This is a genomic window from Amphibacillus sediminis NBRC 103570 (assembly GCF_001552275.1).
GTDB classification, from domain to species: Bacteria; Bacillota; Bacilli; order Bacillales; family Amphibacillaceae; genus Amphibacillus_B; species Amphibacillus_B sediminis.
The window spans coordinates 23,497-47,172 of the sequence record NZ_BCQW01000016.1 but is presented as its reverse complement, the minus strand read 5'-3'; the positions used below and the strand labels follow the sequence as shown (position 1 = coordinate 47,172).

Genomic DNA, 23,676 nt, shown 5'->3' with positions numbered 1-23,676 from the left:
GGAGAGAGGAAGCTGACTAGGTTCACGACGTCAACGTCTGCACGAGCACACCCTATCCGTCGAACCCCCCACTGAACGAAGTTTCACTTTAATGGTTACATTTGGCTAATTCCAGAAATTATAATCCATAAAAATATTATTGATAAAGACAAAAGCATTTCAAGCAATACAAAACTTTTCAGTTTTCGTTTGAGAATATAGACTATTGCAACGATTAACCCATAAGAAGGGATACCTAGCCAAACTATATCCTGTAATAACTCACTTCTTGAACCTATAACCCCGAGAAGATTTGTAAAAAACAATACATACCAAAGCAATTGTAGATACAAACCTACTTTTAATAAATTTTCAATATTTTTCAAATGCACACATCCTTTTCTAAACAATCACTCTCAATAACTAGCATAAAGTGCTCACATTTTATCAAAAATATATTGTGATTACAATTTTATGTTCAAAAGCAACAATCCTATAGAAAACAGCCTTTATCTCAAACAGACGAGCAGACTCCCCCTCAAATCGTGCGCAGGGCACAGCCAAACGGTAAGGGGGAGATGAAATGCCTTCAGACAACCTCTGCAGCTAAAGAATTATGCTTACAAGTATGTGCGTTCCCAAGAATCTCCCACCAATCAGAAAACAAGAGCGATAAGTAGGGGGAGTTCAATTCTTTCTCATATGGATACCGATACTGTTGTATAATAGATATAGAGAATAGTAGGGTACGATTTATTAGTGTTATTTTTATCGCAGTGTAATTGGCTGGGGCTGCGATTACTCGCCCCATCGAAGGGCTTTTGTAACCCTTCCACTACAAGAAATAAGGGAATAGGTCATGTCTAAGTGGGCGATCCAACGGCCAGTAACGGCCCCGATTGGTTCAACTCACGTTCAGTGGGAGAGGGAGAAAGCTGGCTAAGTTCGCAACGTCTGGACTAGCACATCCTATGCGTCGACACCTTCACTGAACGAAGTTTCACTTTATCGATTTAAACAGCATAGCTTCTACTTAAAAAAATAACTTAAATCTACTTTTACTTAATTCACTGTGTCAATGGATAACTATTTGTTAAGGAGGGACTTCCATGCTTAGATTTATCTTAAGTGTTTTATTAATTGGGATTGTGATATTAATAATAATCGTTTATGGGGCAAGGATATCTTTTGATCGAATGGTCAAAAAAGAAATTACGACACTTTTTAGTGACATGACATCGACTGGCAACCAAATTACTGAACAAGATTTAAAGCGATTACCGAACAATGTGCAAAGCTGGCTTCGTTATGCGGGTGTGGTTAATAGTAAGAACGTCACAACAGTTAGATTAAAACAATCAGCCCAAATGCGATTGGCTGAAGATAAGCCTTGGATGGAGGTTGAAGCTGAGCAATATTTTACCACCCAAACGCCGGCTTTTATTTGGAAGGCCAATGTAAAAGCTGCGCCACTGTTCAACATTTTAGCTCGAGATAAATACATAGATGGCAAAGGCAATATGTTAATTAAGCCATTAGCGTTATTTACGGTCGCTGATGCAAAGGGGAAGGAAATTGATCAAGGTACATTAGTACGTTATTTAGCTGAGATTGCTTGGTTTCCAACGGCGGCTCTCAGTTCTTATATCGTATGGGAAGAGCTCAATGATCAACAGGCTAAGGCAACGTTAACATATCAAGGTATTGAAGCTTCAGGAATTTTTACCTTTAATAACGATGGTGAAGTGATCATGTTTGAAGCAGATCGCTATGGTGAATTTGACGGCGAGTTTCGGCTAGAAAGATGGCTGGTTCACATTGAGAACTATCAGACATTTCAAGATTTTAAGGTACCGACAAAAGGTCAAATTACATGGGATTTGGATTCAGGGGAATATAATTGGTTTAACTTTGAAATTCAAGCGGTTGAATATGATCAACCTTCAGCCTATTAGAAAGGAACAATGTTAAATGGAGAGTACATATTTAGCCAAACATTTTAATAAACTCGATCAACAAAGAGAAGTATTTCAGCACGAGATAAGTAGTTATCAAGATTTGGAATGGAAACGGGCCCGCGTTGATAAGTGGTCGATTGGTGAAACCTATTACCATCTCTATTTAATGATTAGAAGATTTAGACAACTTAATCACTTTTATTTACCTTTGGCTAAGCCACTTGCTCGATTACGAAGTAAAAAACCGTATCCTACCAATAGCTATAATATTTATAAAGAATATACGACGAAACGTGATCAATCAATGAAGGCTCCATCAATTATTGCACCGCCTGAAGAAAGGAAGCGGAAGCTAACGTTTATTGAGTTAACTGATGCGATCGAACAGGAGACTCAGTTACTTAAGGAGATGTTGGTAGATGTGAAAGAAGAAGTGGCGGGTCATATTCGTTACCCTGATCCAATTGCACATTATCCCAACTTAATTCAAAGTATTGATTTACTAGGGATTCATGAGCAACATCACTTTAATTTACTGCGAGCTTATTATAAGCTGTTATAGCTTCATTCAGAAGAAAGACGGCCCTTTTATAAGTGGTGAGATGAATGCAAATATGTATTCCATTTAGTGAGGTACAAACCTGGACAGATTTTCAGCGGAAATTTATCGCAGGGTAACTGACTGGGACTGCGATTACTCGCCCCATCGAAGGGCTTTTGTAAGCCTCCCGCTTCAATAAATAAGGGAACACGTCATGTCTAAGTGGGAGATCCAACAGCCAGTAACGGCCCGATTGGTTCAGCTAACGTTCAGTGGGGGAGAGAGGAAGCTGACTAAGTTCGCGACGTTGTGTCGCAACGTCTGCACGAGCACATCCTATGCGTTGAACCCCCGCTGAACGAAGTTTTACTTTATTTCCATTGGACTGTTAACTCTATCAATGATTATTGTCCTGAGTAGGGAACAGCCCCGATATCTGGAGCAGTGCCATGATAAGGTTCACCGATGTCTACCCCGCCATTGACCAAAAAGCTATTAGGTCGTGGTTCAAATAGACGAATATCTGGTAGGGAACCATCTGGCTGACGTGGTCGTTTAGCAAGTGAGGTATCGACACTAAAAAACATACTTGGCGTGACATCTGCTATTTGCCAGCTATTGCCTTGCTGGATGGAGGAATTAGCAATCCGTTCATTTACTGGAGCCATTGCACTTAAATTGTTAATAAGGATATGATTACCTCCATCGACTGGGTTATTAGGGAAATCAAAATTACGTCCATTGTGTGTTATGCCGTTATGGTACCCAGTATTGTGAATCAGCGTTAAAGAACCTGTATTATTATTGTGATCAAAGCCTTTACCATGATTGTTAAAGGCGATATTGTTTCGGACAATATGATTACCTGCAATATGGTTTCCTCCTAACTTGAAACCATTTCCGTTCCCCTCAAAGTTTGGGTGATTCCAAATGGCTGCATTGCCATTGTCAAAAGACCAGTTATTTTCGATCACAATTGTACTGCTTGCCATCCAGAGGTCAAAGCCATCATCAGAGTTTTCCCAAGCCCGATTTCCGTAAAAGATATTACCAGGTCCTAATGCTTCATATTTTGCGGCAAATCCATCAGACATATTTCCAACACGACCACGAAGGTTAAAGTTACGGAAGCTGTCATTATTTTTAATTAGATTATACGAGCCATCTTCAAGGTGAATACCGGTTAAACGATTTTGATAAGCGACTGACTGTTCTAATGTATTATAGCTACCATGAATTCGAAATCCATTGCCACCAGCTCCTGTTACGTGTAATCCGATCATATGCCAGTAGTCACCGTTTAGACGAATACCATCACGTCCAGGTAATTCCTCCTGTGCCCAAAAATTAAATGTAGGTGTTTCACCAGGGTAAGCCGTAATGACGATCGGTTTGTTTTCTGTGCCATTTCTATTAATGTCAATTCGAGTGTTTTCATGGTAGGTTCCACCACGAACGACGATCACATCACCCGGTTGAGCTTGATTAACAGCATACTGCAGAGTAGCAAACGGTGCAGAGATTGAACCATTATGACTATTGTTACCGTGAGGAGCAACATAAAATGTCCGATCTCCATCTGGGATAACGAATGATTCCTGTGAAGCATTTAATTCTAGCAATGAAAGCAGGCTGAACAAGAATAAGAACGAGATAAACATGGAGAGTAATCGCAACTTTTTGAACATCGTTTTTTCCTCCTTTATAGGGTATAGACTAAACTTCGAGAAAGTTAATGAAAACCCTTTCATTGTTTTGGAGTTTTGTTCATCAAATTTTGCAACAGCTACCCGTGCTTTTGTCGAAGTAAATTTGATCTATTTGATTATTATCATTTGACATCGAATAGTGGCATAGGTTAAAGTGGCGAATATCTATTAACTTAGAAAGAAGCAGATGGGAGAGGATAAGTGTGCTAGATAACTCCATATTAATAGATGAACCGCTCTATCCTAAAGAAGTGATGCATCCATGGGAAGAGGCACTTTTTCAGACCAGCTATTTAAGAAGATTAAAGCACTTAGCTCATTATGGTGCTGGAGCACTTGTTAGCCCTGTCGTTCATTCACGATTTGAACATACGCTAGGGGTTTGGCGATTAACGGCCCGATATTTTCCTGAAAACGATCTTATCAGAGTTGCTGCTATTTTGCATGATATTGGTCATTTACCATTCTCTCATGCTCTTGAAAGTGCGTTAGGTTTTAATCATCATCAGCTTACTGAAGCCTATATTTGCGATCCGGAGATCACGAACATTTTAGCGGAAATTAATATACTGCCTCAAGATGTAATTGATTACTTAAATGGACCAAGCCCACTTACTGGAACTGCAGAAGTAATGGGACTCGATCATTTAGATAGCTTTTTGCGTGATACATATATGGCTGGACAAATTAAAATATTACCGAGAAAGCTACTTGAAAAAATCCGGTGTAATGAATCTGGAGTAGTGACTGATGAAGAGACAGGTTGTCAATTACTTGAATTAATCTATCTGGATCATCAGCTATTTTTATCTCCATTACTAATGGCAGCTGACCAACTTTTAATAGAAGCAGTAAAACAGGAACTAGCTAACAGCACAAAGCATGGATTAGCCTTATTAACTGATGCTGAATTACTATCAATTTTATATCGATCTGATCAAAAGCAGGTTAACCAATATGTAGCGTTACTGACAAGAAAGCCAGATCAAATTAAAATAAGTCATGATTTATCAGCTCAAGGAATTCCCTTAAAGGTGAGAAAGCTTTATCAAAAAACACCATTATGTATGGGCCAACCCTTAAGTAAATCCGAAAAAGCACAACCAGTCATGCAGGCATTAGCTGCATTAAAACGAGATTATCAACTACTGGTCAGCTAGGTTTATAAATCAAGGGGGCAGAGGTCAAGGTAATTTGCGAGTAAAATTCCACAAAGGAGAAAAAAGGAGCTTAAACGGCGAAGATAGGCTTAAAAAGGGATGCCGAGCTTAGTGTTGTCCTATTCGCTTTTATGGCTTTTACAGTCAGAGAAACGTTATGCTAGATATTATCGTCATGAATGCTTCATCCCATTGACTTAATCATCTCTTTAAGCTTTTATCGCAGTGTAACTGGCATTCGTCGTGTCGCAACGTCTACACGAGCACATTTTCTATGCTTCGAAACCCGATTGAACGAAGTTTCACTTTATTGACGAGGAGAGGGCTTACCTTTTGATCTGAGACACTGCCAATCTCGCCGTTTAATGGGGAGCTACAAGCTCAACCTTAATCCGGTCAGGGTCTTCAAAATAAACCGCATAATGGTCTTTACCACCGGCGTAAGGGTGTTTATCAGGATACAGGAGCGGTATCCCTTTATCTTTGATCGTATCAGTTATGGTATCAACGTGTTGACGAGAATTTGCTTGAAAGGCCAAATGATTTAAGCCTACTTGGCAGCGATGATAAGGAACCTCGGTATATTTTGCTTCTGTCTGTACAAAGACGATATAGGTTTCACCTAGCCTCCAGCTTTGTCCAAGCTTCCATTTTTGATAGGGCTGGTAACCTAATGATTCTAAAAACCATCCCCAAAACTGGGTCGATCGCTTAAGGTCAGATACATAAAGCTCCAAATGGTGAAGTGAACCTTGTAACATGATAACCAACTCCTTTTCTCTGTCTAATGATAAACATTACCTTCTTAACTTCATTCAGCAGCATTCTCCTACTGCTTATAAATGGTTAGATCAATGCCTGTTTGTCTTTGATTTAGTTCGAGGAAAACCTGGCTGAATCAAGTTAAGGACTTCGGTGGATGGCACAGACTTTCAGCGGAAATTTACCGAGCGAAGTTCGATAAAATTTGGCGCAAATTCGCCAAGGTGAATGTGATAAGGTACTTATTAACTTTTGTACGAAATAGTACTATAATTAAATAATCAAATCAGTAGAGGTGACCAAATGATAAATAAACCATTAGAGAATGAATACGCCGCTTATTTTAGTCCCTACGTCAAACGAGTTGTAGATCAAGATGTCGAGCAGGTACTCACTAACCAAGCTGATGACCTGGTTAATCTGCTTAGACCATTATCAGAACAAGTCTGGTCATATCAATATTCCCCTAATAAATGGACAGTTCGTGAGGTTTTAGGTCATTTGATTGACAATGAAATCATCATGCATTATCGTTTATTTCGTTTAACTAGAGAAAATCATCTGAGCATCTCTGGCTATGATCAGGATGATTTTGTTTTAGCTGCATCCTTTGACCAGTATCAACCTGGAGAACTCCTTGAATATTACCAGCATGTTCGACAAACGACCTTGTTTACCATAAAGGGCATAACAGTTGAAAATGAGTTGAATCAGGCAATTGTAGAAGAAGAATTGGTTACAGCTCGTGCCTTACCTTTTATTATAGCTGGTCATGAGAAACATCATCTTAATGTTTTACAAGAGCGATATCTTAAATAATAAAATGGAGCATAGTGTTTTTCTTTTCTCAAAGCCTATGCTCCACATTAACTTTTTATGCTGGCTGTAGATACCCTTCACCTGAAAGGATAATGAATACGTTTTAACAATTACAATGACTGAATCAAATCAATTTTTCCTCCGTATTGTAGCTCGGGCCAGTTTTGAATCCGTTCAAGTGCCTGTTCTTCAGAATCTACATCGATAATTGATGCACCAAAAATATCCCCTTGATACGGTGTCGCTCCTTGATCTGTAAGTGTTGTTAATCCTGATCCTGCAAAACGTGCGATTTCAAGACCATCTGCTTTAAGCTCGTCTAACCATTCCCAAAGTTGCCTTATATTATCTGCTCGCTGATCAGTTGGGACTTTGCCGCCATGATAAATAAGCATCATTTTCACAATCAACACCTCTTTGTTTTCAGTTGCATTTTAAAACTGAATTAATTATACTTGAATGATCAATAGAATGCAAGGAGTGAAGAAATGATAAATAAAAAATTACGGTCTGATTGTCCAATTAATTTCTCTTTACAAATGCTAGGAGATACTTGGTCACTATTAATTATTCGTGATCTTATTTTTGCGAATAAGCATACCTTTGGAGAATTTCTAAATTCTGATGAAGGAATTGCCCGAAATATTTTAACCAATCGGTTACAGAGTTTAGAACAAGAGGGGCTGATTAAAAAGAAACCACACCCATCAGATAAGCGTAAAGATCTCTATCAATTAACAGAAAAGGGGCTGGACCTTATTCCTGTGTTAATTGAGTTATCGTTATGGGGATCGAAGTATGAGCCGATTACAGAGAAACAAGCTAAATGGCTTCAAGACTCACAGTTATCACGGGAAGCATTAATTGATTTTATTAAGGATGCAGTTCGACAGGGAAAAGGTATCTTTGATTGACTAGACCATTAAAAGGAATGACGGAAAAGTGAACAAGCTTAATCTTTGGCGAAGCTACGCCTTCTGCTTTTGGGTTTGTAGAAAGGGGACCTAGTATCTTCAGACTTCGTCTCAACACTGATCCTGTCATTGAGCTAACTTTGGTAGGATTATAAGTTGACATCTATTAGAGATTTTATTATCGTTATATAAAATGATAATAAAAAGGGGTCTTACTGTTGAAAAAGATTGATTTATTACTACATCCAGTTCGAACACGAATTGTCCAGCAATTATTAGTCAATCAACCACTTACAACCTATCAATTAATGGAGCGATTGGGTGATGTACCACAGGCCACCTTATATCGTCAGATGAAACTGCTAAGCGATGCTGCTATTATACGTATTGTCGACACCAAAAATGTTAGGGGAAAAGCGGAGCATCTTTATGCGGTTAATCAAGATCAGCTCCAAATTAATCAAGATGAGTTCCTAACCGCTTCTGCCGAGGAGCATTTACAGTATTTCACCGTTTTTCAGGCAACCTTACTCCAACAAGTAACAGATTATCTTATGACAACCTCGCCAGAGCATTATCAGAAAGATGGCTTTGGTTATTGGCATGCACCACTTCATCTTACAGATCAAGAATTTGAGCAATTTACTCATGCAATAAATGAAATACTAGAGCAGGCTACAAAGAAAGAGAAACGTCCTGATCGAAAGACACGTACTTTTGCGTCAATGTTTATTCCTAACAATAGTGGAGAAAGTTCCTCAGAGCATGTCTAGAGCTGTTGGTTTAGTTTTAGTCAACGATCGCCTACTGGAAAACAGTTTAAATTTGAGCAAAAAATTATTTGAATAAGGGGAAAAATGATGACAAATAAAAAAGTTGCTTTAGTTGCTGGTGCAACGCGAGGTGCAGGACGAGGGATTGCAATAGAATTAGGTGCAGCTGGTTTTCTCGTTTACTTAACAGGGAGAACGACACGAGCTCAAAAATCAGAATATAACCGTTCTGAAACAATTGAGGAAACGGCAGAACTTGTTAATCAAGCAGGTGGAACCGGTATTGCCGTCCAAGTTGATCATTTAGAACGTGATCAGGTTAAAAATCTGATCGAAAGAATTGAGCGAGAGCAAGGTCGATTGGATGTCTTAGTTAATGATATATGGGGAGCGGAATATTTGGCTGAATGGAATATTCCAATTTGGGAGCATTCGCTTGATGCAGGCTTTCGGATGCTTCGTTTAGCTATTGATACTCATATTATTACAAGCCACTATGCGCTGCCATTGCTAATTAAGAACCCTGGTGGTTTAGTGGTTGAAGTGACGGATGGTACCGCTTCGTATAATGCGGATCATTATCGCTTATCTCTTTTTTATGATCTGGCCAAAACTTCAATAAACAGAATAGCTTGGTCTCAGGCCCAAGAAGTAAAACCCTATCAATGTACAGCTGTGTCGATAACTCCGGGTTGGTTACGTTCCGAGATTATGCTTGAAGAATATGGCGTGAGCGAAGCAAATTGGCAGGATGCATTGGCACAAGAGCCACACTTCGTTATTTCAGAGACACCGCGATATATTGGGAGAGCTGTGGCCAATTTAGCTTTAGATCCGAATAAATCTAGATGGAATGGCCAGTCATTGTCAAGTGGCCAGCTTGCTAAGCATTATCATTTTTACGATCTCGATGGTTCACAGCCTGATTGCTGGCGCTATATTGAAGAGGTACAGGATGCAGGAAAGCCTGCAGACCCAACAGGATATCGATAACTATAACTAGCAAACAGTCTGGCTTTAAACTTTTAATCGAGGAGTAGAATTATTAGAAAAAAGACTAATCTTAGACCATTATGGCAACATTTATTCTCCAAAGGTTGGGCTGGACTGTTTTTAGCTGATTGAGATATTCTAATATAAGGATAAATTGTAATAATAGGTACAAAATGATATCTTTTGAGGAGCTTGCCATGAAGGATTTGATTCCAGAAATATTGATCTATTTGAAAGAGCATGCTAATGACGATCAATCTATTGAACAGATTGCCCAGCATTTTGGCTACAGCAAATATCATTTTAGTCGCGAATTAAAAAAGCTAACCGGTTTTTCTGCTAAGGAATATAGCTCGGCAATTAAAATGGAAACGAGTATTGAACAACTGATTGGAAAAGATAGCACGGTTTTAAAATCTCAGCTAAGTTCGGGTTTTTTAAGTTCGGGTACTTTTGCTCGTAACTTCAAAAAAAATACGGGATTATCGCCAAAGCAGTATCAACTTCAGCTTAATCGGCTGTTTCAGGTGTTGAAAAAATATGAAACACAACCATCTGATCAGCAAGCTGTGACTTTTTCTGAGCCTATTGATCAGAAAAAATATCGTTGTACGATTCACTTGCACTATCCTGAGAACGAGCAATCATGCTTAACCTTCATTGGTTTATTTCATAAGCCAATTCCTAACCATAAGCCGGTGATGGGACAGGCGATTGTTAACCAAAACCGAGTTGTCTTTGATCGTATTCCATCAGGGAGATTTTATATATTGGCTTGTGCCATTAAAAAAAGCCAGAATCCACTTGATTATTTCATCTTGAAGAATTGCTTGCGTGGTCGGATAGAAGATAAGGTAGCATTTGATGATACATATCAAGAGCGTGAATTCGATTTAATTTTACGTCGACCCTTACCAGAAGATCCACCGATTTTATTCAACTTTGCTCAGCTACTTAAAGAAGTATTACACAAGGGATAGGGTGAGGATGACAGTAATATTACGCAATCTAGAAGAAAAAATAAAGTTATACCTTTGTTATTCTAATCTTGAATAATTTTTTAGGAGGAAAAATGATGATTAAAGATAGTATGGTATTCTTATTTTTTAACGGGGATTGTCAGGAAGCGCTTCAATTTTATCATAAAGTCTTTGGTGCGAAGATTGTTGAGCAGCTAACCTATGGCGAGGCAGAAATGGCTGAAACAGAAGAACAAACAGACTTGATTATGAACTCAACGATCAAGTTGGGGCCGTTAACCGTCTGTGCGAGTGATGTGATAACAGATCAGCACCTAAAGCAAGGCAATCAAAGCACGATTTGGCTTGAAATTGAATCAGAAGTAGCGCTTAAGGATATCTACCAGCATTTCACCAAACAAGGCTGTCAGATTATCACAGAGCTTGATCGAACCTTTTGGAATGCTCTATATGCCAAAGTTCAAGATCAATTCGGTTTTACCTGGGAATTGAATTATCAATTTAATTAAACAAAAGAGCTAACTGAATTCGACTTGAAACGGATTCAGTTTTTTAAATGGACCAAATCCACTAAATAATCATTGAAGTTTACTAGAAAATGATTGATTTGCAAGGTAAGCTCAGAACTTAGTTACATTCACAGGCAGAAAAGGTAAGAGATTAGTGCTATAATAATTTCTGAATGTCGTGATTCTGTTAAGTAAGGGGAATATTATTTTAAATGAGTGATTTAGCTAAACAATTTTTAACAATCGATTATTTGAGAGATGGTAACCTAAGGCAACAAGAAGCCTTCCATGTCATATCTGAATTGGGTGTGATGTTGGACTTAAGTGAGTATTCACCAATTCTATGTGGAACCATACCCCTTCAAATTGATCTACCGTACTCAGATTTAGATATCATTATGGAGGTATCCGCCTTTACTACTTTTGAAGCAAAGTTGGTCACGTTATACAGCCAGATGAAAGAATTTAGGATTAAAAGCTATCTTTTAAACGGTGATATAGTAACAAAAACAAACTTTAATTATCATGGATTTGCATTTGAACTATTTGGACAAAATCAACCTGTTGACCAACAAAATGCATATTTACATATGGTTATTGAAGCTAAGTTATTAGATCAAGATCCGAAACGACGTCAAAGTATAGTGGATCTGAAGCAGCAAGGCTACAATACAGAGGCCGCCTTTTGCCAAGTTTTAGGCTTATTAGGTAATGATCCATTTCAACTGCTATTACAATATGGAAAAAATAATCATTTAATATAAAAGATTAGGAGCGAACATAATGTATCAAGGAAAACGGGTGCTTTTAATTGGTGCCAGAAAAAAATTGTTGATAAAGATTGGCGAGCTATTAAATCAAGATGGCTTTCAATCAAATTATACAACTGCAGTAAGAAAAGTCGATGAAATTATTCTAGCACATGATGCGAGTCAATACGATCTGATCGTATTTGATCAAGGCCTGGCTGAAACCGATCTGCAGATACTTCAAGATAAATTTAACTATCAGAATCCCCAAATTAAGTTGGTTCAATGGATGGCATCAATCCCGAGTTTAATCGTCGATCAAATTAAGCTAGCTAGTCATGATGTCATTGTAAAATCGTTATCTTTTGAATTTTTGATAGACAATCAGCTGCAGCTAAAGGGGATTGCACCTAGCCATGTGTTAATCAAGCACTATTATTTAAATCTATTTCAGCAGACAAAAGAACAAATTGTTTTGAACTTTAAACTTGACCAAGGTGAAATGGTTGTATCGCTACCAAAAAAGAAAAGAAATAGTTTTATTGTTATAACCGTTGACGATCGGGTTTTAGCGATACACAATCAAACCAAAGAAGAGTTACTAACGCAATGATTTTAGCGTTGACTGGCTAACAGCAATGGTAAGTTTTAACCTCATTGTTGACTCAAAGTCATTGTATACACTACCGATTACAGACATATGCGCAAGGCTCATGTTAGAAATTTAACTTCAATCATATATTTGCCCTATACTAAATCCATATGAATAGCTTGTCGATACCAGTTTCTATAGTTATTGAGCCTACTAGACTATTAAATAGCATCGACTGCTACTTTTTTTGTTGGTGAGCCCTTTTTAGAGGGATTTCAATGGATCAGTTGTACTGTTAAAATATAACATAAAAAAACTTGTCAATATTTATAAAATAGCTATTAAGATAGCATTTTCTGCTAAACTAATATGTAAGCGTATTACATAAGAGATTATCAGTATTACACCTTGCTTTAATCTCAGATGCTTGGCGTCTTCGACCTATAGGATATATGACAAACATTCAACTCAAGATAGTTGGTGTTGATTTAATAGATTGTCTTGAGCTTATACTTAACTGAATATAACTGAACAAGTCTTGCTATAGAGTGTACTCTATACATTATGATGTTTCCAGAGAGGAGGGTAAAACATGAGCTTGTCGACAAAAGAAGTAACAGAAAAATATAACATATCTATGCATACTCTAAGATATTATGAAAAGGAGGGACTACTACCCAAGATTAAGCGTGATCGGAATGGTTCGCGTCAATATAGTGAAACAGATCTTGAATGGCTTGTACTGATTCGCTGTATGCGAGCAGCTGGTATGTCAATCAAGTATATTAAGCATTATGCCCAACTGTGTGAGCAGGGAGCCTCAACTATTTCTGAGCGAGCAGCGATTATGCTCATGCAAAAGGAAATCCTAAACCAGCAAAAGCAAAAAATTGATGATCATTTGGCTATCATTGATTGGAAACTGAAATGCTACCAAGAGAAAAGCGCAAAGCAAAAACTAGCTGCTCAGGATCAAGTGTCGGCTCATGCTAAGATGGATGCCTATATTCAGAAAAGAAATCAGACATTAAACGAATAGTAATCTGACATGGAAAAGGAGTGTTGTCTTAATGGAGTTTGTACAATTAGGAACCAGTAAGATAAAGGTCAGTTCACTGGCATTAGGCTGTATGAACTTTGGGACACGGGTTGATACAGAGATGGCTTATCGGCTTATTGATCAGTATTATGATGCCGGTGGAAATTTTTTAGATACGGCTAATAATTATGCCTTTTGGCATCAAGGTGGGGTAGGAGGCGAAAGTGAACAATTACTCGGATCTTGGCTAAAAAAACGTGGAAATCGATCAGATGTTATTTTGGCAACGAAAGCGGGAGCCAACCCAATGAAAACGGGAGAAAAAGAAGGTTTAAGTGCTAAGGCGTTACAAGCTGCTTTAGATCAAAGTCTACAAAGACTCCAGACCGACTACATTGATTTATATTATGCTCATTTTGATGACAAGGACGTGGCTATCGAGGAGACACTTGAAACACTTAATCGCTTTGTCAAGGAAGGAAAGGTAAGAGCAATTGGGTGTAGTAATTATCAAGTCGATCGACTGAGACAGGCGCATCAGATCAGTCAGACCCATGATTGGGCGGCTTATTGCTGTATTCAACAGCGCTACACCTATTTAAAGGCTAATCGAGATGCGGATTATGGGATTCAAGTTGTTGCAGATCAAGAACTGCTTGAATATTGTCATGACAACCAAACCACTGTACTTGCCTATACCGCCTTATTAAAAGGAGCGTATTCCCGATCAGAAATTCCTGAGAAATATCAAAATAAGACTTCGATTGAAAGAATGACTACATTAAAGCAAGTAGCTGAAGAATTATCGGTATCTGAAAATCAAGTCGTTTTAGCTTGGATGCGACAAAAACCGTTATCAGCTTTACCGCTTATCTCTGCTAGTAAACCGGAACAATTAGCAGAGAATCTAGCATCACTTGACGTAAGACTAAATCATGATCAATTGAAGCGACTTGGTGCTAGCTAAGGGGTGTCTTAATTTAGTATCATTCATAAGGAAAGCCCAATTATTTAACTTCATTTTGCAGAAGGCCCCCTTCTATAAGTGGTGAGATGAATGGCTATTTGTCTTCCACTCAGCCAAGGGTACAACTCCGGCAGAATAAAGCTAAAGCATCCGTGAATGCGCCAAATACTCAGCGGAAATAGCTCGATAAAGTGAAACTTCGTTCAGTGGGGTTTCGACGCATAGGATGTGCTCTTGCAGACGTGCCGCGAACTTAGTCAGCTTCCTCTCCCCCACTGAACGTTAGTTGAACCAATCGGGCCGTAAATGGCTGTTGGATTCCCCACTTAGACATGACATGTTTCCTTATTTCTTGAAGGGGAAGGCTTACAAAAGCCCTTCGATGGGGCGAGTAATCGCAGCCCCCAGCCAGTTACACTGCGATAAAATCTGGGCAAAGTGTGCCACCGCATTTGATTTTCCAGATAGCTGGACGAGCCCACGGTCATTTTGCTTGCCAACTGAGATTGACTTAGGTATGCTCAGTAAAAGGATAAAGAAAGGAACGAATTAACGTGTTTCAAACTGATCGAATTAGTCTCAGAAAAATGGTCCCTGATGATATAGTCAGCTACCATAAATGGCGCAATGATCATCAAGTAATGGTGTCCACAAATCCTGCACTAGATAACTACAGCTTTGATCAGACCGAATCATTTGTCGAGCAAGTTATTCTAAACAATCATTCAACTAAGAGCTATATGATTATTGAACGAAAACATAATCAGCCGATAGGAATTACTTCGCTAGCTAACCTTGATTTTAAAAATAGAAATGCTGAGCTTATTATTGATATTGGTGAAAAGGAGTTTTGGGGTAAAGGCTATGCCAGTGAGGCGCTGAAAATGTTATTAAATTATGCTTTTAACGAATTGAACTTACACCGACTCTATTTACAAGTATTTGCTTTTAATGAGAAAGCTATCCGGCTTTACCAAAGACTCGGCTTTCAACAGGAAGGCGTAAGTCGTCAAGCGTTGTTTCGTAAAGGGAGCTGGCATGATATCCTCCAAATGGGTTTACTACAATCTGAATATAATCACTTCAATTAGAATGATTATAGGAAGGTAAATAATTAAAAATTATCAATGCAGCTGAAGGGCTGCCTAAACACGACGACATAAGGAAAAGTAACTTATACAAACCTTTACAACACCTTCTTGTAAAATTAGCATATGCTATCCTATCTTTAGAGAAGGGATAGATGTTGATGTATTTTATGGGATATCCTTATTATTATGCCTATCCTGTTATACATGTTCATGATTTGGCTCATCCTAACCGTAACCAGCAGCCAATCGATCATGGTTCAAAGCCTTCTGTTGTTAATATTCATGAAGCAGCAAAGGAGAATAAGTTTTTTCGTACCGCCTTATGGACAGGTGAGCATTTACAAGTAACACTCATGCATATTGATATTGGTGATGATATTGGGCTCGAGATTCATCCAGATACAGATCAATTTTTGCGTATTGAACAGGGGCAAGCACTAGTTCAAATGGGTGATAAACCGAATCAATTAACGATTAATCAGCATGCAAATGAAGATTATGCCATTATAATTCCAGCGGGTACGTGGCACAATGTCATTAATATGGGTCATGTACCTTTAAAGCTGTATTCAATTTATGCCCCACCACATCATCCATTCGGTACGATTCACAAAACGAAGCAAGAAGCGATGGAAGAGGAGCATTAAGGAGCGGATTTAAAAGGGGGAAAGGTTCCCCCTTGTACCACTAATTGACGAGGTGATGAGATGCAAGAGGTGAATTTAACCTTTGAAAAATATCAAGAGCAGGATTTTGATCTATATTATCAATTGGTTGGCAATGAAGCTGTGATGGCAATGATTACAGAACGGGCGATTCCTATTGAAGAGGCAATGGATAACTTTCAATCGATATTAACGGATAATGACCGTTATCAAAAATTTGGTAGCTATAAGGTATTTACTAAAGATACCCATACCTATATCGGCTTCGCCAAATTAGAAGTAAAGAATCATGATGCGACAGAAGCTGAGCTTGGTTATATGCTGTTACCGGAATACTGGGGAAAAGGCTTTGGAACATCGATTGCTGAGCTTCTTATCAATAAGGCAAAAACACTTCCACGTTTAAAGACAGTAACAGCTATTATTGATCCGAATAATGTACCTTCAAAAAAAATATTAACAAAGTTAGGGTTTGTCACTGCTAAAGTATGTGAGATTGATGGTTTACCTGGTGAAATTTTAACATATCAAACGATCTAAGGAAGGATCGTGTATCTAAGTGATAAGTTTTATGTTAAAAAGAAATAAATATTTAGATGAGCAGGAAGTAGCGGCATTTAGATAACATTGATTATTTAGTCTGTTCAAGATGATCAAGAAAATTTAATTTAATCACAGGAAGTCTCCCGCTTCTATATGTGATGGATGGATATTTGTCTTCCTTTCAGTGAATCTTAACCCCCAGTTGAATCAAGTTAAAGCCTTACCACAGATTTTTAGCGAAATTTTATCGAACGAACTCGGTGAAATCTTGGCCGCAAATACGCCATGGCGCATTTGAATTTATAATTAGAATAAATAAGAAGGAGTCGATCTCGCTATCATGACGAAACCATTTTTATTTACAAGAGTTGGTTATGCCTATTTACCGACAACTGACATAGAAGGTTCAATTGCTTTCTATACAACGAATTTGGGTCTGAAGCTAATCAATAAGTTTGAAGATAGAGGCTCACTTATTGCCATTTTACACTATCCACATCAACATGCAATTGCGCTTGTGCTTATCGAAACAAAGGATAAGGCCCCGATAGTATTGCAGCGAAATGGTGACGAATATCCAATATTAGCGCTGAATTGCCCAGATATTGAATATACATATACGACCTTAAAAGAAGCCGGTATTGAGGTTGAACCACTTCAGCAGTTAGGGAATGGTGAGGCCAAGTATTTCTATTTTAGAGATAATCAAGGTAATTATCTTGAAGCGGCTTGGTCGCAATGGGATCCTGAGGATGATATTAAGGAAGGTTTTTAATTTCAATCTGCAGAAGTCTTCCACTTTTATTAGTGGTGGGTGAATGCCTATCTGTCTTCCATTAAAGTGGGGTTCAACCCCAGCTGAATCAAGTTAAAGCCACCGGCAGATACAATAGATTCTCAGTGATTTTTATCGAGCAAATTCGGTAAAAATCTGGCGCAAAGAGTCATTGTGCATTTGGTTTTCGTCCTTCTAGCTAACCTAATTTGTAAAAGAGCTTGAACTTTTGAACAGATATTCAATAGTTTAAAGCTCTTTTTTACATTATCCTAACTCATCTCCATTAGTTCACTGAAATGGGCTGGAGTAGGCTTCTTCCTACTTTCTTTTTTCTAGCCTTTGCTAATACAGGTTTTCTAACCTTTTATCAAGACTATATTCCGGTCGAGCATATGGGGTGAATTAGCAGTGTCTATCGTTTAATTGAGGCCTTGTTGATTATAGCTTTTACTGGAGTAATGGGACTAGTGACACAATTTACCTCAATCAGATTAGTCATAATCGTCGGTGTATTAACGATATTGGTTTTGTCTTTATTTCTATATGTAGCTCTTTTCACTTTGAAAGCCAGCAAGGCTGATACGATGATCGAAGCTAAATCATTATCGGAGTGACTAATTAACGGACTTTATAAAAAAATAGGTGAACGTTAATGATAAAATAAATACTGGAAGATAGATGTATCGACTTGCAAATTGGTGCAGAAAAAGTCGGGTTCTGCATGAATAGCTTTGTTAATCTAATTGAGAAGGAGGGGATCAAATGGAGATGTTAATCCAATTAAATCGAGCTATTGATTATATTGAAGAGCACTTAACTGAAGAGTTGGATATGAAGGAAATAGCAAGAATCGCCTATTGCTCTTCGTATCATTTCCAACGGATGTTTTCTTTTTTAGCAGGTATAACTTTATCAGAGTATATTCGAAGAAGGCGATTAACCATGGCTGCATTTGATCTACAGGGTGGCCAACGAGTCATCGATGTGGCGCTTGAGTATGGATACCAATCTCCAGATGCTTTCAGCCGTGCTTTTTCCAAATTTCATGGAGTCAAGCCTTCTGAGGTTCAAAGCTCGACACTTGGGTTAAAGGCGTATCCTAAAATGACCTTCCAACTAACGATTAGAGGAGGCGTTGAAATGCAGTACCGAATTACAGAACACGATGCATTTAAGATCTTAGGTTACAAGAAGAGAGTTACATTAATACCATCGGGAGAAAGCGATGATATCATCAATTTTATTAGTGAAAAGGAGGGAGATTTTGATCAGCTAGAGCTATTGTCTAACTGTGATCCAAAAGGTGTGCTTCATGTGTGTACAAATCTTTCAAGCAGTCAAGAAGAATTAGATTATTATATTGGGGCCGCAACAACACATGCTAGGGTTAATGATTTAGCTGAACTTATGATCCCCAAGTTGACTTGGGCAATCTTTTCAGTAGAAGGGAGTTGGCCAGAGGTAGAAGAGGTTTGGGGGCGAATTTATTCAGAATGGTTTCCAACGTCTGATTATCAATATCAAGAGGGACCAGAAATCATGGTTAGTAAGCAAAATCACACAGAAATATGGGTTCCTGTTAGCAAACGTCAAAAAACATGGTGTAAGCAATAGACTAGATTAAATGATGGAGGTTCAGCTCTAACGAAATCAACAGAAAGTCCACTTTGTGAAATGATTTTTTTCGCAAAATTAGATGAAGCCATGCCTGTGGAAAGCGAAGTGTTCACTCGAAGTGATATGTGCCTAGAATATTAATATTCTAGGCACATATATCACATTACTTTCTTGTCTAGGCGTTTCTTTAATAAGATCAATTATACCAGGTAAGTATATCCCACTATATTTCCTCATTTCCTCAGTTTTTTCTATCGATAAAAGCCTTTAACATCTATTGCGTCATAATCCTCTTAACTTACTCTGTTTTTGATCTGCAAAAGCTTCATTTCTCCGATTGATCATACTCTCTCCATTGGCACATTTTCTGAATGATTGGCCAAATTTTTAAATGGATAATAGAAAAACTAAACCATTCAGATTTAGTTTCTCTATCGTTGAGCTAAGATGATTCAGATGCACCGGAAACAGCGTCTACATCATCTGTGTGGTCCTTGACACTAGCACTAGAAACGGCATCCGCATCACCAATCAATGCTTGCCCTGTTTGTTTTAAATACCAGTCAATTGTTGGTTTTAAGTCACAAACATATTCATTAATACCAACATAGTTCCCTTCTTCATCATGTATAGCTGTATAATTATGTACAACATATTTATCTGGACCATGTGTAGGTACATGAACACGAACTACATCCGTTGCACCTGAACGTAATTGTTGAATGACCCATTCTACACTCTTATACACCCTTTCTGGGTGACAATTTGCTAATGGATTTCCCACTTGATCAGGTGTTCGTGGCGCCAACATTTCTTCTGCTGACGAGGTAAAGTTATAATATAAAAATTGATTATTACTATCTACAAAAGTTAATTCCATGGGCATCGAAGCCAAGAAGTGATTCAACTGGTCGACAGTTAAAATTCCTCTGTTTAATTTTACATAATCTTGGCCTTCTGCTGCATCAATGATTTCAGCTGCTTGCTCTACCCAATCTTCTGCAGACATATCTAAGCCATCAATTGTCGTATCAATTTTACCTGTTGCAAACAAGTCCTCTGGCTCAGCTACTGGTTTAGGACCTTGTAAAACTGTGACAACATCAATGAATTTAATGAATTTTTTCAAAATGCTTTCTAAAAAGTCAATCGTACGTTGATCTTTCAAATCATCATTTTCATCAAAGGCTTCTTTTACCTTACCTAATAAGAATTCATTGCCCGGCATCACAATGGCATTTACTCCTGGTGCATCTAAAATTTGACGTAAATGTAATTGCGCCCGAGATGAACCTTGGTCATAATATGAAGCCCCTACGATCATAACAGGTTTATTTTCTAACGGGTGAATATTAAAAGATAACCATTCTAAGACACTTTTTAGCGCTGCAGGAATTGTATGATTGTGTTCTGGTGTGGCTATAATCACACCGTCTGCTTGCAAAATCTTGTTGTTTAATTTTTGAATAGGTGCACTGTAGGTCTGGTCATCGCTTTGATTAAATAAAGGAATGTCTTTAATTTCTAAAATTTCTAAATCGAATAATTGACCAAAGTGTTTTTGGATGTACGTTAATAGTTTACGATTATAAGATATATCTGCATTTGATCCTACGATACCAACTAATTTCATTGTACTCTCTCCTTTATGCTTCTTCCCAAGAGAAGTTTTCTGCTACTTTTTTGTTACTTTCATGTGCATGGTTTAAATGCTTCATTATGTCAATGAAAATTAGGAAGTCTTTGAACAAACCTTCTAATTGTTGAATTTGCTCAGAATCTTTTAACTGATTATCTTCGTCAAAAGCTTGTAGAGAATGACTCAATAAAAATTCTGAACTTGGCATAATGCGTGCTTTTAATTCAGGAGCATCTAAAATTTGTCTTAAATGCATTTGTGCACGAGAAGAGCCCAAGGTTCCATAGGAGGCACCCGTTATCATGACTGGTTTATCAACAAACGGGTAAATACCATACGACAACCAGTTTAGCGTGTTTATTAATGAAGCAGGTACTGCATGATCATATTCTGGTGTACTTATGATAACACCTTCAGCAGCTTCAATTTTATCAGCAATCGTTTGAACGCTTTCAGGAACTTTGATTTCTTCAGGTTTATTGAAGATTGGAAGATCCTTAATTTCAACAATTTCAATTTCTGCTTGACTTACAAAATGTTTCTTCATAAATTTTAGCAACTGACGATTTGTAGATTGATCTGAATTTGTGCCGACAAGACCAATTAATCTCACCATACGATAACTTCCTTCCATCTTATAAATATTTTTTAATACCTTTTGAATAAAGAATATCTTTATTTTGTTTAATAATAACCCCGTCAATTTCCTCCAGCTTTTCTAATTGACGAAGAATTTCATTGGCTTGCTTGCCAAATAACCGTGTTGTCCAAATCTCACCATCTAAAGATTGTTTAGAAACAATCGTTAAGCTTGCAACATCCGTTTCAGCTGGATATCCAGTATTAGGATCTAAAATATGATGATAGAACTTGTTTTCTTTCTCAAAATGACGTTCATAAATCCCTGACGTGACAACCGAACGTTCTGACAATTTTAAGGTAAGGATAAATTGATTACGTGGTGATAATGGATCTTGAATTCCAATTTTCCAAAACCCTTCTTGACGATTTGGAGATGAACCGAAAACGACTAAATTTCCACCTAAGTTAATTAGAGCAGAACGGACTTGTACGTCTTTAAAATAGTCAATTAGTAAATCTGCAAAATACCCTTTCGCTAATGCGCCTAAATCAATTGCCATTCCAGATTCCTTTAAATAAACGGTCTGACGCTTCTCATCTAATAGAATATCTTCGGGGTTCGTTTTGCCTAGTAACCGTTGAATCTCTACATAGTTTGGAACCTTAGCATCTTTAAACCCAATGCGCCAATTTTGTACTAATGGACCGATAGCTATATTCAATCGACTATCCTTGTCACAACTATGCTGTTTACCTATTTTAATCAGCTTATATAATTCATGATGAACAGCGACTGCCTGTCGACCTGCATTTTTATTCACAAGCATTAATTCAGAAGAGGGATTATTTGCGCTAAATCGTTTTTCGTACAGCCGTATACGAGCTACTGCTTCGGCTAAAATTGGTTCCGGCAGATCATGCTCAATGGTTAAATGAATAACCGTTCCCATCAAATGAATAACTTTACTACATTGTTGCATCTTCTTGGTTCCAGCCCCTTTTAATTAGTAGGAGGTACAGAAGAATTTTTCACTTCCGCTTCCATTATCGCTAATTCCTTTAGGCCAATCACATTGCGATTAATTTTCGAATAGGCTCGTGCATCATAAATCAATTCTAAAATTTGGTCAGTGTCTTCTTGAGTTACCATTGCATTTTTAGCGAGTTGTATCGCTGCACGTGCAAGATAGTACGTAATGTGATTATCTGCACATATGTTGATAGCGTAATTTAATAGTGCATTGCTAATTTCTATTTCTCGTATGTGAGCATAAAACACACCACACTGAAAAACAATATGTAGTACCCGCCACGTATCTTCCATTTGCTCAATCGAGTAAGAATAAATCTGTTCTAATACTTTATTAAAATAGAACTCTGCTTTCTCATCATCTTTTTCTCGTGAATAAATCATACCTATTCCGGTATAAGCCAATAATCGGAAAATAGTGGATTGTTTCGTTTCTTCTTCAAGTAATATTTGGTCAAAAACAAACATGATTTCCATAACAGCAGCATTTTGATAGAACATTAAAAACCCTTTTAAATAAAGATGCCGCAATAAAACATCAGCTTCTTCGATTTCTGAAAGCAAGATACTATTAAGCAAAGCAGTGGCCTGTTGATACTCACTGGTAATTAGGAAAAATTCTGCTTGGTTCATTTTTTCAGTGATTTCTGAATCTTTGACTGCAACTTTTGGAAATAATTCACCTAATGAAATATTCAATCGTTTGCATAATTTTAACAAAATTTTCAGAGTTGGAATTTGTCCATTATTTTCAAAACGACTTAACGTTGCTTGTGTACAAATCCCCTCAGCTAGTTCGCTCTGAGAAAAACCCATTGCTTTACGTGCTGCAATAAAGCATTCAATATTCATTTTTTCTTCATCTCCATAAAAATGTTGGAACATTGTTAACTACTTCACATAGTATTCTATGATGAATTTTACTCTTCCAGGATACTTCTGTCAATTATATATATAAAAAATGATATATAAAAAATTATATAATAGTAATTTTTAGTGAAATATCTTTAAATGTACATGACATTTTACATTCTGGTCGGAGATATAGGTCACCTCATCTGATCTAAACCAATTAGCTCATGTCGAGAAAGCGGCATGAGATAGCAAAACTTGTTGTCGCCAGAAAAATCAACATGATCAATCAAATGATCAGACATAGCCTACTTTAACATCATTAAGAAGAAGTCTCACACTTTGATACGTGGTGAGATGAGCTATTTGTCTTCCATTTGGGGAATCAACTTAAGGCTTCTGGCGGATGCCACGGATTTTATCGAGCTTTGCTCG

The 23,676-nt window shown here is 37.7% G+C and carries 26 protein-coding genes; 18 read left to right on the top strand and 8 right to left on the bottom strand.

Translation table 11 applies throughout. The features are described from left to right. Nucleotides 1-95: 95 nt before the first annotated feature. On the bottom strand, nucleotides 96-365 hold the full coding sequence (locus ASE01S_RS10520) for a hypothetical protein (protein WP_067841852.1): 270 nt from the start codon (nucleotides 363-365) through the stop codon (nucleotides 96-98). Between the two features lie 723 nt (nucleotides 366-1,088). Here ASE01S_RS10520 and ASE01S_RS10515 point away from each other — a divergent pair. Both ASE01S_RS10515 and ASE01S_RS10510 read left to right on the top strand, forming a co-directional pair. Beyond that, the gene (locus tag ASE01S_RS10515; protein WP_067841850.1) at nucleotides 1,089-1,934 is read left to right on the top strand and encodes a DUF6544 family protein; all 846 of its coding nucleotides are present in this window, start codon (nucleotides 1,089-1,091) and stop codon (nucleotides 1,932-1,934) included. A 16-nt stretch (nucleotides 1,935-1,950) separates the two neighbouring features. Continuing rightward, nucleotides 1,951-2,499, top strand: a complete 549-nt coding sequence (locus ASE01S_RS10510; RefSeq protein ID WP_067841848.1) for a DinB family protein — start codon at nucleotides 1,951-1,953, stop codon at nucleotides 2,497-2,499. A 383-nt stretch (nucleotides 2,500-2,882) separates the two neighbouring features. Here ASE01S_RS10510 and ASE01S_RS10505 read toward each other — a convergent pair whose 3' ends face one another. Then, a complete protein-coding gene (locus ASE01S_RS10505; protein ID WP_067841846.1) occupies nucleotides 2,883-4,166 on the bottom strand; it encodes a right-handed parallel beta-helix repeat-containing protein in 1,284 nt (427 codons plus the stop codon). A 224-nt stretch (nucleotides 4,167-4,390) separates the two neighbouring features. Between ASE01S_RS10505 and ASE01S_RS10500 the strand changes: the two genes are divergently transcribed. Further along, on the top strand, nucleotides 4,391-5,347 hold the full coding sequence (locus tag ASE01S_RS10500) for an HD domain-containing protein (protein WP_157065196.1): 957 nt from the start codon (nucleotides 4,391-4,393) through the stop codon (nucleotides 5,345-5,347). Between the two features lie 362 nt (nucleotides 5,348-5,709). Here ASE01S_RS10500 and ASE01S_RS10495 read toward each other — a convergent pair whose 3' ends face one another. Beyond that, nucleotides 5,710-6,108 carry a VOC family protein gene (locus ASE01S_RS10495; protein WP_067841844.1) on the bottom strand — a complete coding sequence of 133 codons (399 nt, stop codon included), beginning with the start codon at nucleotides 6,106-6,108 and terminating at the stop codon, nucleotides 5,710-5,712. A 304-nt stretch (nucleotides 6,109-6,412) separates the two neighbouring features. Here ASE01S_RS10495 and ASE01S_RS10490 point away from each other — a divergent pair, with 304 nt between their 5' ends. After that, nucleotides 6,413-6,928, top strand: coding sequence for a DinB family protein (locus tag ASE01S_RS10490; RefSeq protein ID WP_067841842.1), 516 nt, complete (start codon nucleotides 6,413-6,415; stop codon nucleotides 6,926-6,928). Nucleotides 6,929-7,038: 110 nt separating this feature from the next. Here the strand turns inward: ASE01S_RS10490 and ASE01S_RS10485 are convergent, their stop codons facing one another. Continuing rightward, the gene (locus tag ASE01S_RS10485) at nucleotides 7,039-7,326 is read right to left on the bottom strand and encodes a YciI family protein (RefSeq protein ID WP_245630361.1); all 288 of its coding nucleotides are present in this window, start codon (nucleotides 7,324-7,326) and stop codon (nucleotides 7,039-7,041) included. A gap of 90 nt (nucleotides 7,327-7,416) precedes the next feature. Between ASE01S_RS10485 and ASE01S_RS10480 the strand changes: the two genes are divergently transcribed. The 14 genes from ASE01S_RS10480 (at nucleotide 7,417) to ASE01S_RS10415 (ending at nucleotide 19,135) form a co-directional block, all read left to right on the top strand. Further along, nucleotides 7,417-7,842 carry a winged helix-turn-helix transcriptional regulator gene (locus tag ASE01S_RS10480; protein WP_067841837.1) on the top strand — a complete coding sequence of 142 codons (426 nt, stop codon included), beginning with the start codon at nucleotides 7,417-7,419 and terminating at the stop codon, nucleotides 7,840-7,842. A 218-nt stretch (nucleotides 7,843-8,060) separates the two neighbouring features. Then, complete coding sequence (locus ASE01S_RS10475; RefSeq protein ID WP_067841835.1) at nucleotides 8,061-8,615, top strand: helix-turn-helix domain-containing protein; 555 nt, start codon at nucleotides 8,061-8,063, stop codon at nucleotides 8,613-8,615. An 87-nt stretch (nucleotides 8,616-8,702) separates the two neighbouring features. Then, nucleotides 8,703-9,608 (top strand): SDR family oxidoreductase, encoded by a 906-nt coding sequence (locus ASE01S_RS10470; RefSeq protein ID WP_067841833.1) that lies wholly within the window; start codon nucleotides 8,703-8,705, stop codon nucleotides 9,606-9,608. A gap of 197 nt (nucleotides 9,609-9,805) precedes the next feature. Next, a complete protein-coding gene (locus ASE01S_RS10465; protein ID WP_067841831.1) occupies nucleotides 9,806-10,588 on the top strand; it encodes a helix-turn-helix transcriptional regulator in 783 nt (260 codons plus the stop codon). Between the two features lie 95 nt (nucleotides 10,589-10,683). Beyond that, complete coding sequence (locus ASE01S_RS10460; protein WP_067841829.1) at nucleotides 10,684-11,097, top strand: VOC family protein; 414 nt, start codon at nucleotides 10,684-10,686, stop codon at nucleotides 11,095-11,097. 212 nt (nucleotides 11,098-11,309) lie between these two features. Next, entirely contained in the window at nucleotides 11,310-11,861 is a 552-nt protein-coding gene (locus tag ASE01S_RS10455; RefSeq protein WP_067841827.1) for a DUF4269 domain-containing protein, read from the top strand. Nucleotides 11,862-11,880: 19 nt separating this feature from the next. After that, nucleotides 11,881-12,459: a hypothetical protein gene (locus tag ASE01S_RS10450; RefSeq protein ID WP_067841822.1), complete on the top strand. Its 579-nt coding sequence runs from the start codon at nucleotides 11,881-11,883 to the stop codon at nucleotides 12,457-12,459. Nucleotides 12,460-13,030: 571 nt separating this feature from the next. Further along, nucleotides 13,031-13,477 carry a MerR family transcriptional regulator gene (locus ASE01S_RS10445; RefSeq protein WP_083512103.1) on the top strand — a complete coding sequence of 149 codons (447 nt, stop codon included), beginning with the start codon at nucleotides 13,031-13,033 and terminating at the stop codon, nucleotides 13,475-13,477. Between the two features lie 31 nt (nucleotides 13,478-13,508). After that, complete coding sequence (locus tag ASE01S_RS10440) at nucleotides 13,509-14,444, top strand: aldo/keto reductase (RefSeq protein ID WP_067841820.1); 936 nt, start codon at nucleotides 13,509-13,511, stop codon at nucleotides 14,442-14,444. Nucleotides 14,445-14,998: 554 nt separating this feature from the next. Next, complete coding sequence (locus ASE01S_RS10435; RefSeq protein ID WP_083512102.1) at nucleotides 14,999-15,535, top strand: GNAT family N-acetyltransferase; 537 nt, start codon at nucleotides 14,999-15,001, stop codon at nucleotides 15,533-15,535. Nucleotides 15,536-15,693: 158 nt separating this feature from the next. Then, on the top strand, nucleotides 15,694-16,182 hold the full coding sequence (locus ASE01S_RS10430) for a cupin domain-containing protein (RefSeq protein WP_067841904.1): 489 nt from the start codon (nucleotides 15,694-15,696) through the stop codon (nucleotides 16,180-16,182). A gap of 60 nt (nucleotides 16,183-16,242) precedes the next feature. Continuing rightward, entirely contained in the window at nucleotides 16,243-16,740 is a 498-nt protein-coding gene (locus ASE01S_RS10425; protein ID WP_067841818.1) for a GNAT family N-acetyltransferase, read from the top strand. A 343-nt stretch (nucleotides 16,741-17,083) separates the two neighbouring features. Further along, nucleotides 17,084-17,518 (top strand): VOC family protein, encoded by a 435-nt coding sequence (locus ASE01S_RS10420; RefSeq protein ID WP_067841816.1) that lies wholly within the window; start codon nucleotides 17,084-17,086, stop codon nucleotides 17,516-17,518. Nucleotides 17,519-18,283: 765 nt separating this feature from the next. Further along, entirely contained in the window at nucleotides 18,284-19,135 is an 852-nt protein-coding gene (locus ASE01S_RS10415) for an AraC family transcriptional regulator (protein ID WP_067841814.1), read from the top strand. Between the two features lie 445 nt (nucleotides 19,136-19,580). Here ASE01S_RS10415 and ASE01S_RS10410 read toward each other — a convergent pair whose 3' ends face one another. The 4 genes from ASE01S_RS10410 to ASE01S_RS10395 are packed head-to-tail and all read right to left on the bottom strand — an operon-like array spanning nucleotide 19,581 to nucleotide 23,274. Further along, a complete protein-coding gene (locus ASE01S_RS10410) occupies nucleotides 19,581-20,771 on the bottom strand; it encodes an NAD(P)H-dependent oxidoreductase (protein WP_067841812.1) in 1,191 nt (396 codons plus the stop codon). A gap of 13 nt (nucleotides 20,772-20,784) precedes the next feature. Then, nucleotides 20,785-21,393 carry an NADPH-dependent FMN reductase gene (locus ASE01S_RS10405; protein ID WP_067841902.1) on the bottom strand — a complete coding sequence of 203 codons (609 nt, stop codon included), beginning with the start codon at nucleotides 21,391-21,393 and terminating at the stop codon, nucleotides 20,785-20,787. Between the two features lie 19 nt (nucleotides 21,394-21,412). Beyond that, nucleotides 21,413-22,339 (bottom strand): FAD:protein FMN transferase, encoded by a 927-nt coding sequence (locus tag ASE01S_RS10400; RefSeq protein WP_067841810.1) that lies wholly within the window; start codon nucleotides 22,337-22,339, stop codon nucleotides 21,413-21,415. Nucleotides 22,340-22,359: 20 nt separating this feature from the next. After that, a complete protein-coding gene (locus ASE01S_RS10395) occupies nucleotides 22,360-23,274 on the bottom strand; it encodes a helix-turn-helix domain-containing protein (protein ID WP_245630360.1) in 915 nt (304 codons plus the stop codon). Between the last annotated feature and the right edge of the window lie 402 nt (nucleotides 23,275-23,676).

What these genes read in the sequence shown, in the direction of transcription:
- ASE01S_RS10515 (WP_067841850.1), top strand. Translation starts at nt 1,089, where the DNA reads ATGCTTAGATTTATCTTAAGTGTTTTATTAATTGGGATTGTGATATTA.
- ASE01S_RS10510 (WP_067841848.1), top strand. Translation starts at nt 1,951, where the DNA reads ATGGAGAGTACATATTTAGCCAAACATTTTAATAAACTCGATCAACAA.
- ASE01S_RS10505 (WP_067841846.1), bottom strand. Translation starts at nt 4,166, where the DNA reads ATGTTCAAAAAGTTGCGATTACTCTCCATGTTTATCTCGTTCTTATTC.
- ASE01S_RS10495 (WP_067841844.1), bottom strand. Translation starts at nt 6,108, where the DNA reads ATGTTACAAGGTTCACTTCACCATTTGGAGCTTTATGTATCTGACCTT.
- ASE01S_RS10490 (WP_067841842.1), top strand. Translation starts at nt 6,413, where the DNA reads ATGATAAATAAACCATTAGAGAATGAATACGCCGCTTATTTTAGTCCC.
- ASE01S_RS10485 (WP_245630361.1), bottom strand. Translation starts at nt 7,326, where the DNA reads ATGATGCTTATTTATCATGGCGGCAAAGTCCCAACTGATCAGCGAGCA.
- ASE01S_RS10480 (WP_067841837.1), top strand. Translation starts at nt 7,417, where the DNA reads ATGATAAATAAAAAATTACGGTCTGATTGTCCAATTAATTTCTCTTTA.
- ASE01S_RS10470 (WP_067841833.1), top strand. Translation starts at nt 8,703, where the DNA reads ATGACAAATAAAAAAGTTGCTTTAGTTGCTGGTGCAACGCGAGGTGCA.
- ASE01S_RS10465 (WP_067841831.1), top strand. Translation starts at nt 9,806, where the DNA reads ATGAAGGATTTGATTCCAGAAATATTGATCTATTTGAAAGAGCATGCT.
- ASE01S_RS10460 (WP_067841829.1), top strand. Translation starts at nt 10,684, where the DNA reads ATGATTAAAGATAGTATGGTATTCTTATTTTTTAACGGGGATTGTCAG.
- ASE01S_RS10455 (WP_067841827.1), top strand. Translation starts at nt 11,310, where the DNA reads ATGAGTGATTTAGCTAAACAATTTTTAACAATCGATTATTTGAGAGAT.
- ASE01S_RS10450 (WP_067841822.1), top strand. Translation starts at nt 11,881, where the DNA reads ATGTATCAAGGAAAACGGGTGCTTTTAATTGGTGCCAGAAAAAAATTG.
- ASE01S_RS10445 (WP_083512103.1), top strand. Translation starts at nt 13,031, where the DNA reads ATGAGCTTGTCGACAAAAGAAGTAACAGAAAAATATAACATATCTATG.
- ASE01S_RS10440 (WP_067841820.1), top strand. Translation starts at nt 13,509, where the DNA reads ATGGAGTTTGTACAATTAGGAACCAGTAAGATAAAGGTCAGTTCACTG.
- ASE01S_RS10430 (WP_067841904.1), top strand. Translation starts at nt 15,694, where the DNA reads ATGTATTTTATGGGATATCCTTATTATTATGCCTATCCTGTTATACAT.
- ASE01S_RS10425 (WP_067841818.1), top strand. Translation starts at nt 16,243, where the DNA reads ATGCAAGAGGTGAATTTAACCTTTGAAAAATATCAAGAGCAGGATTTT.
- ASE01S_RS10420 (WP_067841816.1), top strand. Translation starts at nt 17,084, where the DNA reads ATGACGAAACCATTTTTATTTACAAGAGTTGGTTATGCCTATTTACCG.
- ASE01S_RS10415 (WP_067841814.1), top strand. Translation starts at nt 18,284, where the DNA reads ATGGAGATGTTAATCCAATTAAATCGAGCTATTGATTATATTGAAGAG.
- ASE01S_RS10410 (WP_067841812.1), bottom strand. Translation starts at nt 20,771, where the DNA reads ATGAAATTAGTTGGTATCGTAGGATCAAATGCAGATATATCTTATAAT.
- ASE01S_RS10405 (WP_067841902.1), bottom strand. Translation starts at nt 21,393, where the DNA reads ATGGTGAGATTAATTGGTCTTGTCGGCACAAATTCAGATCAATCTACA.
- ASE01S_RS10400 (WP_067841810.1), bottom strand. Translation starts at nt 22,339, where the DNA reads ATGCAACAATGTAGTAAAGTTATTCATTTGATGGGAACGGTTATTCAT.
- ASE01S_RS10395 (WP_245630360.1), bottom strand. Translation starts at nt 23,274, where the DNA reads ATGTTCCAACATTTTTATGGAGATGAAGAAAAAATGAATATTGAATGC.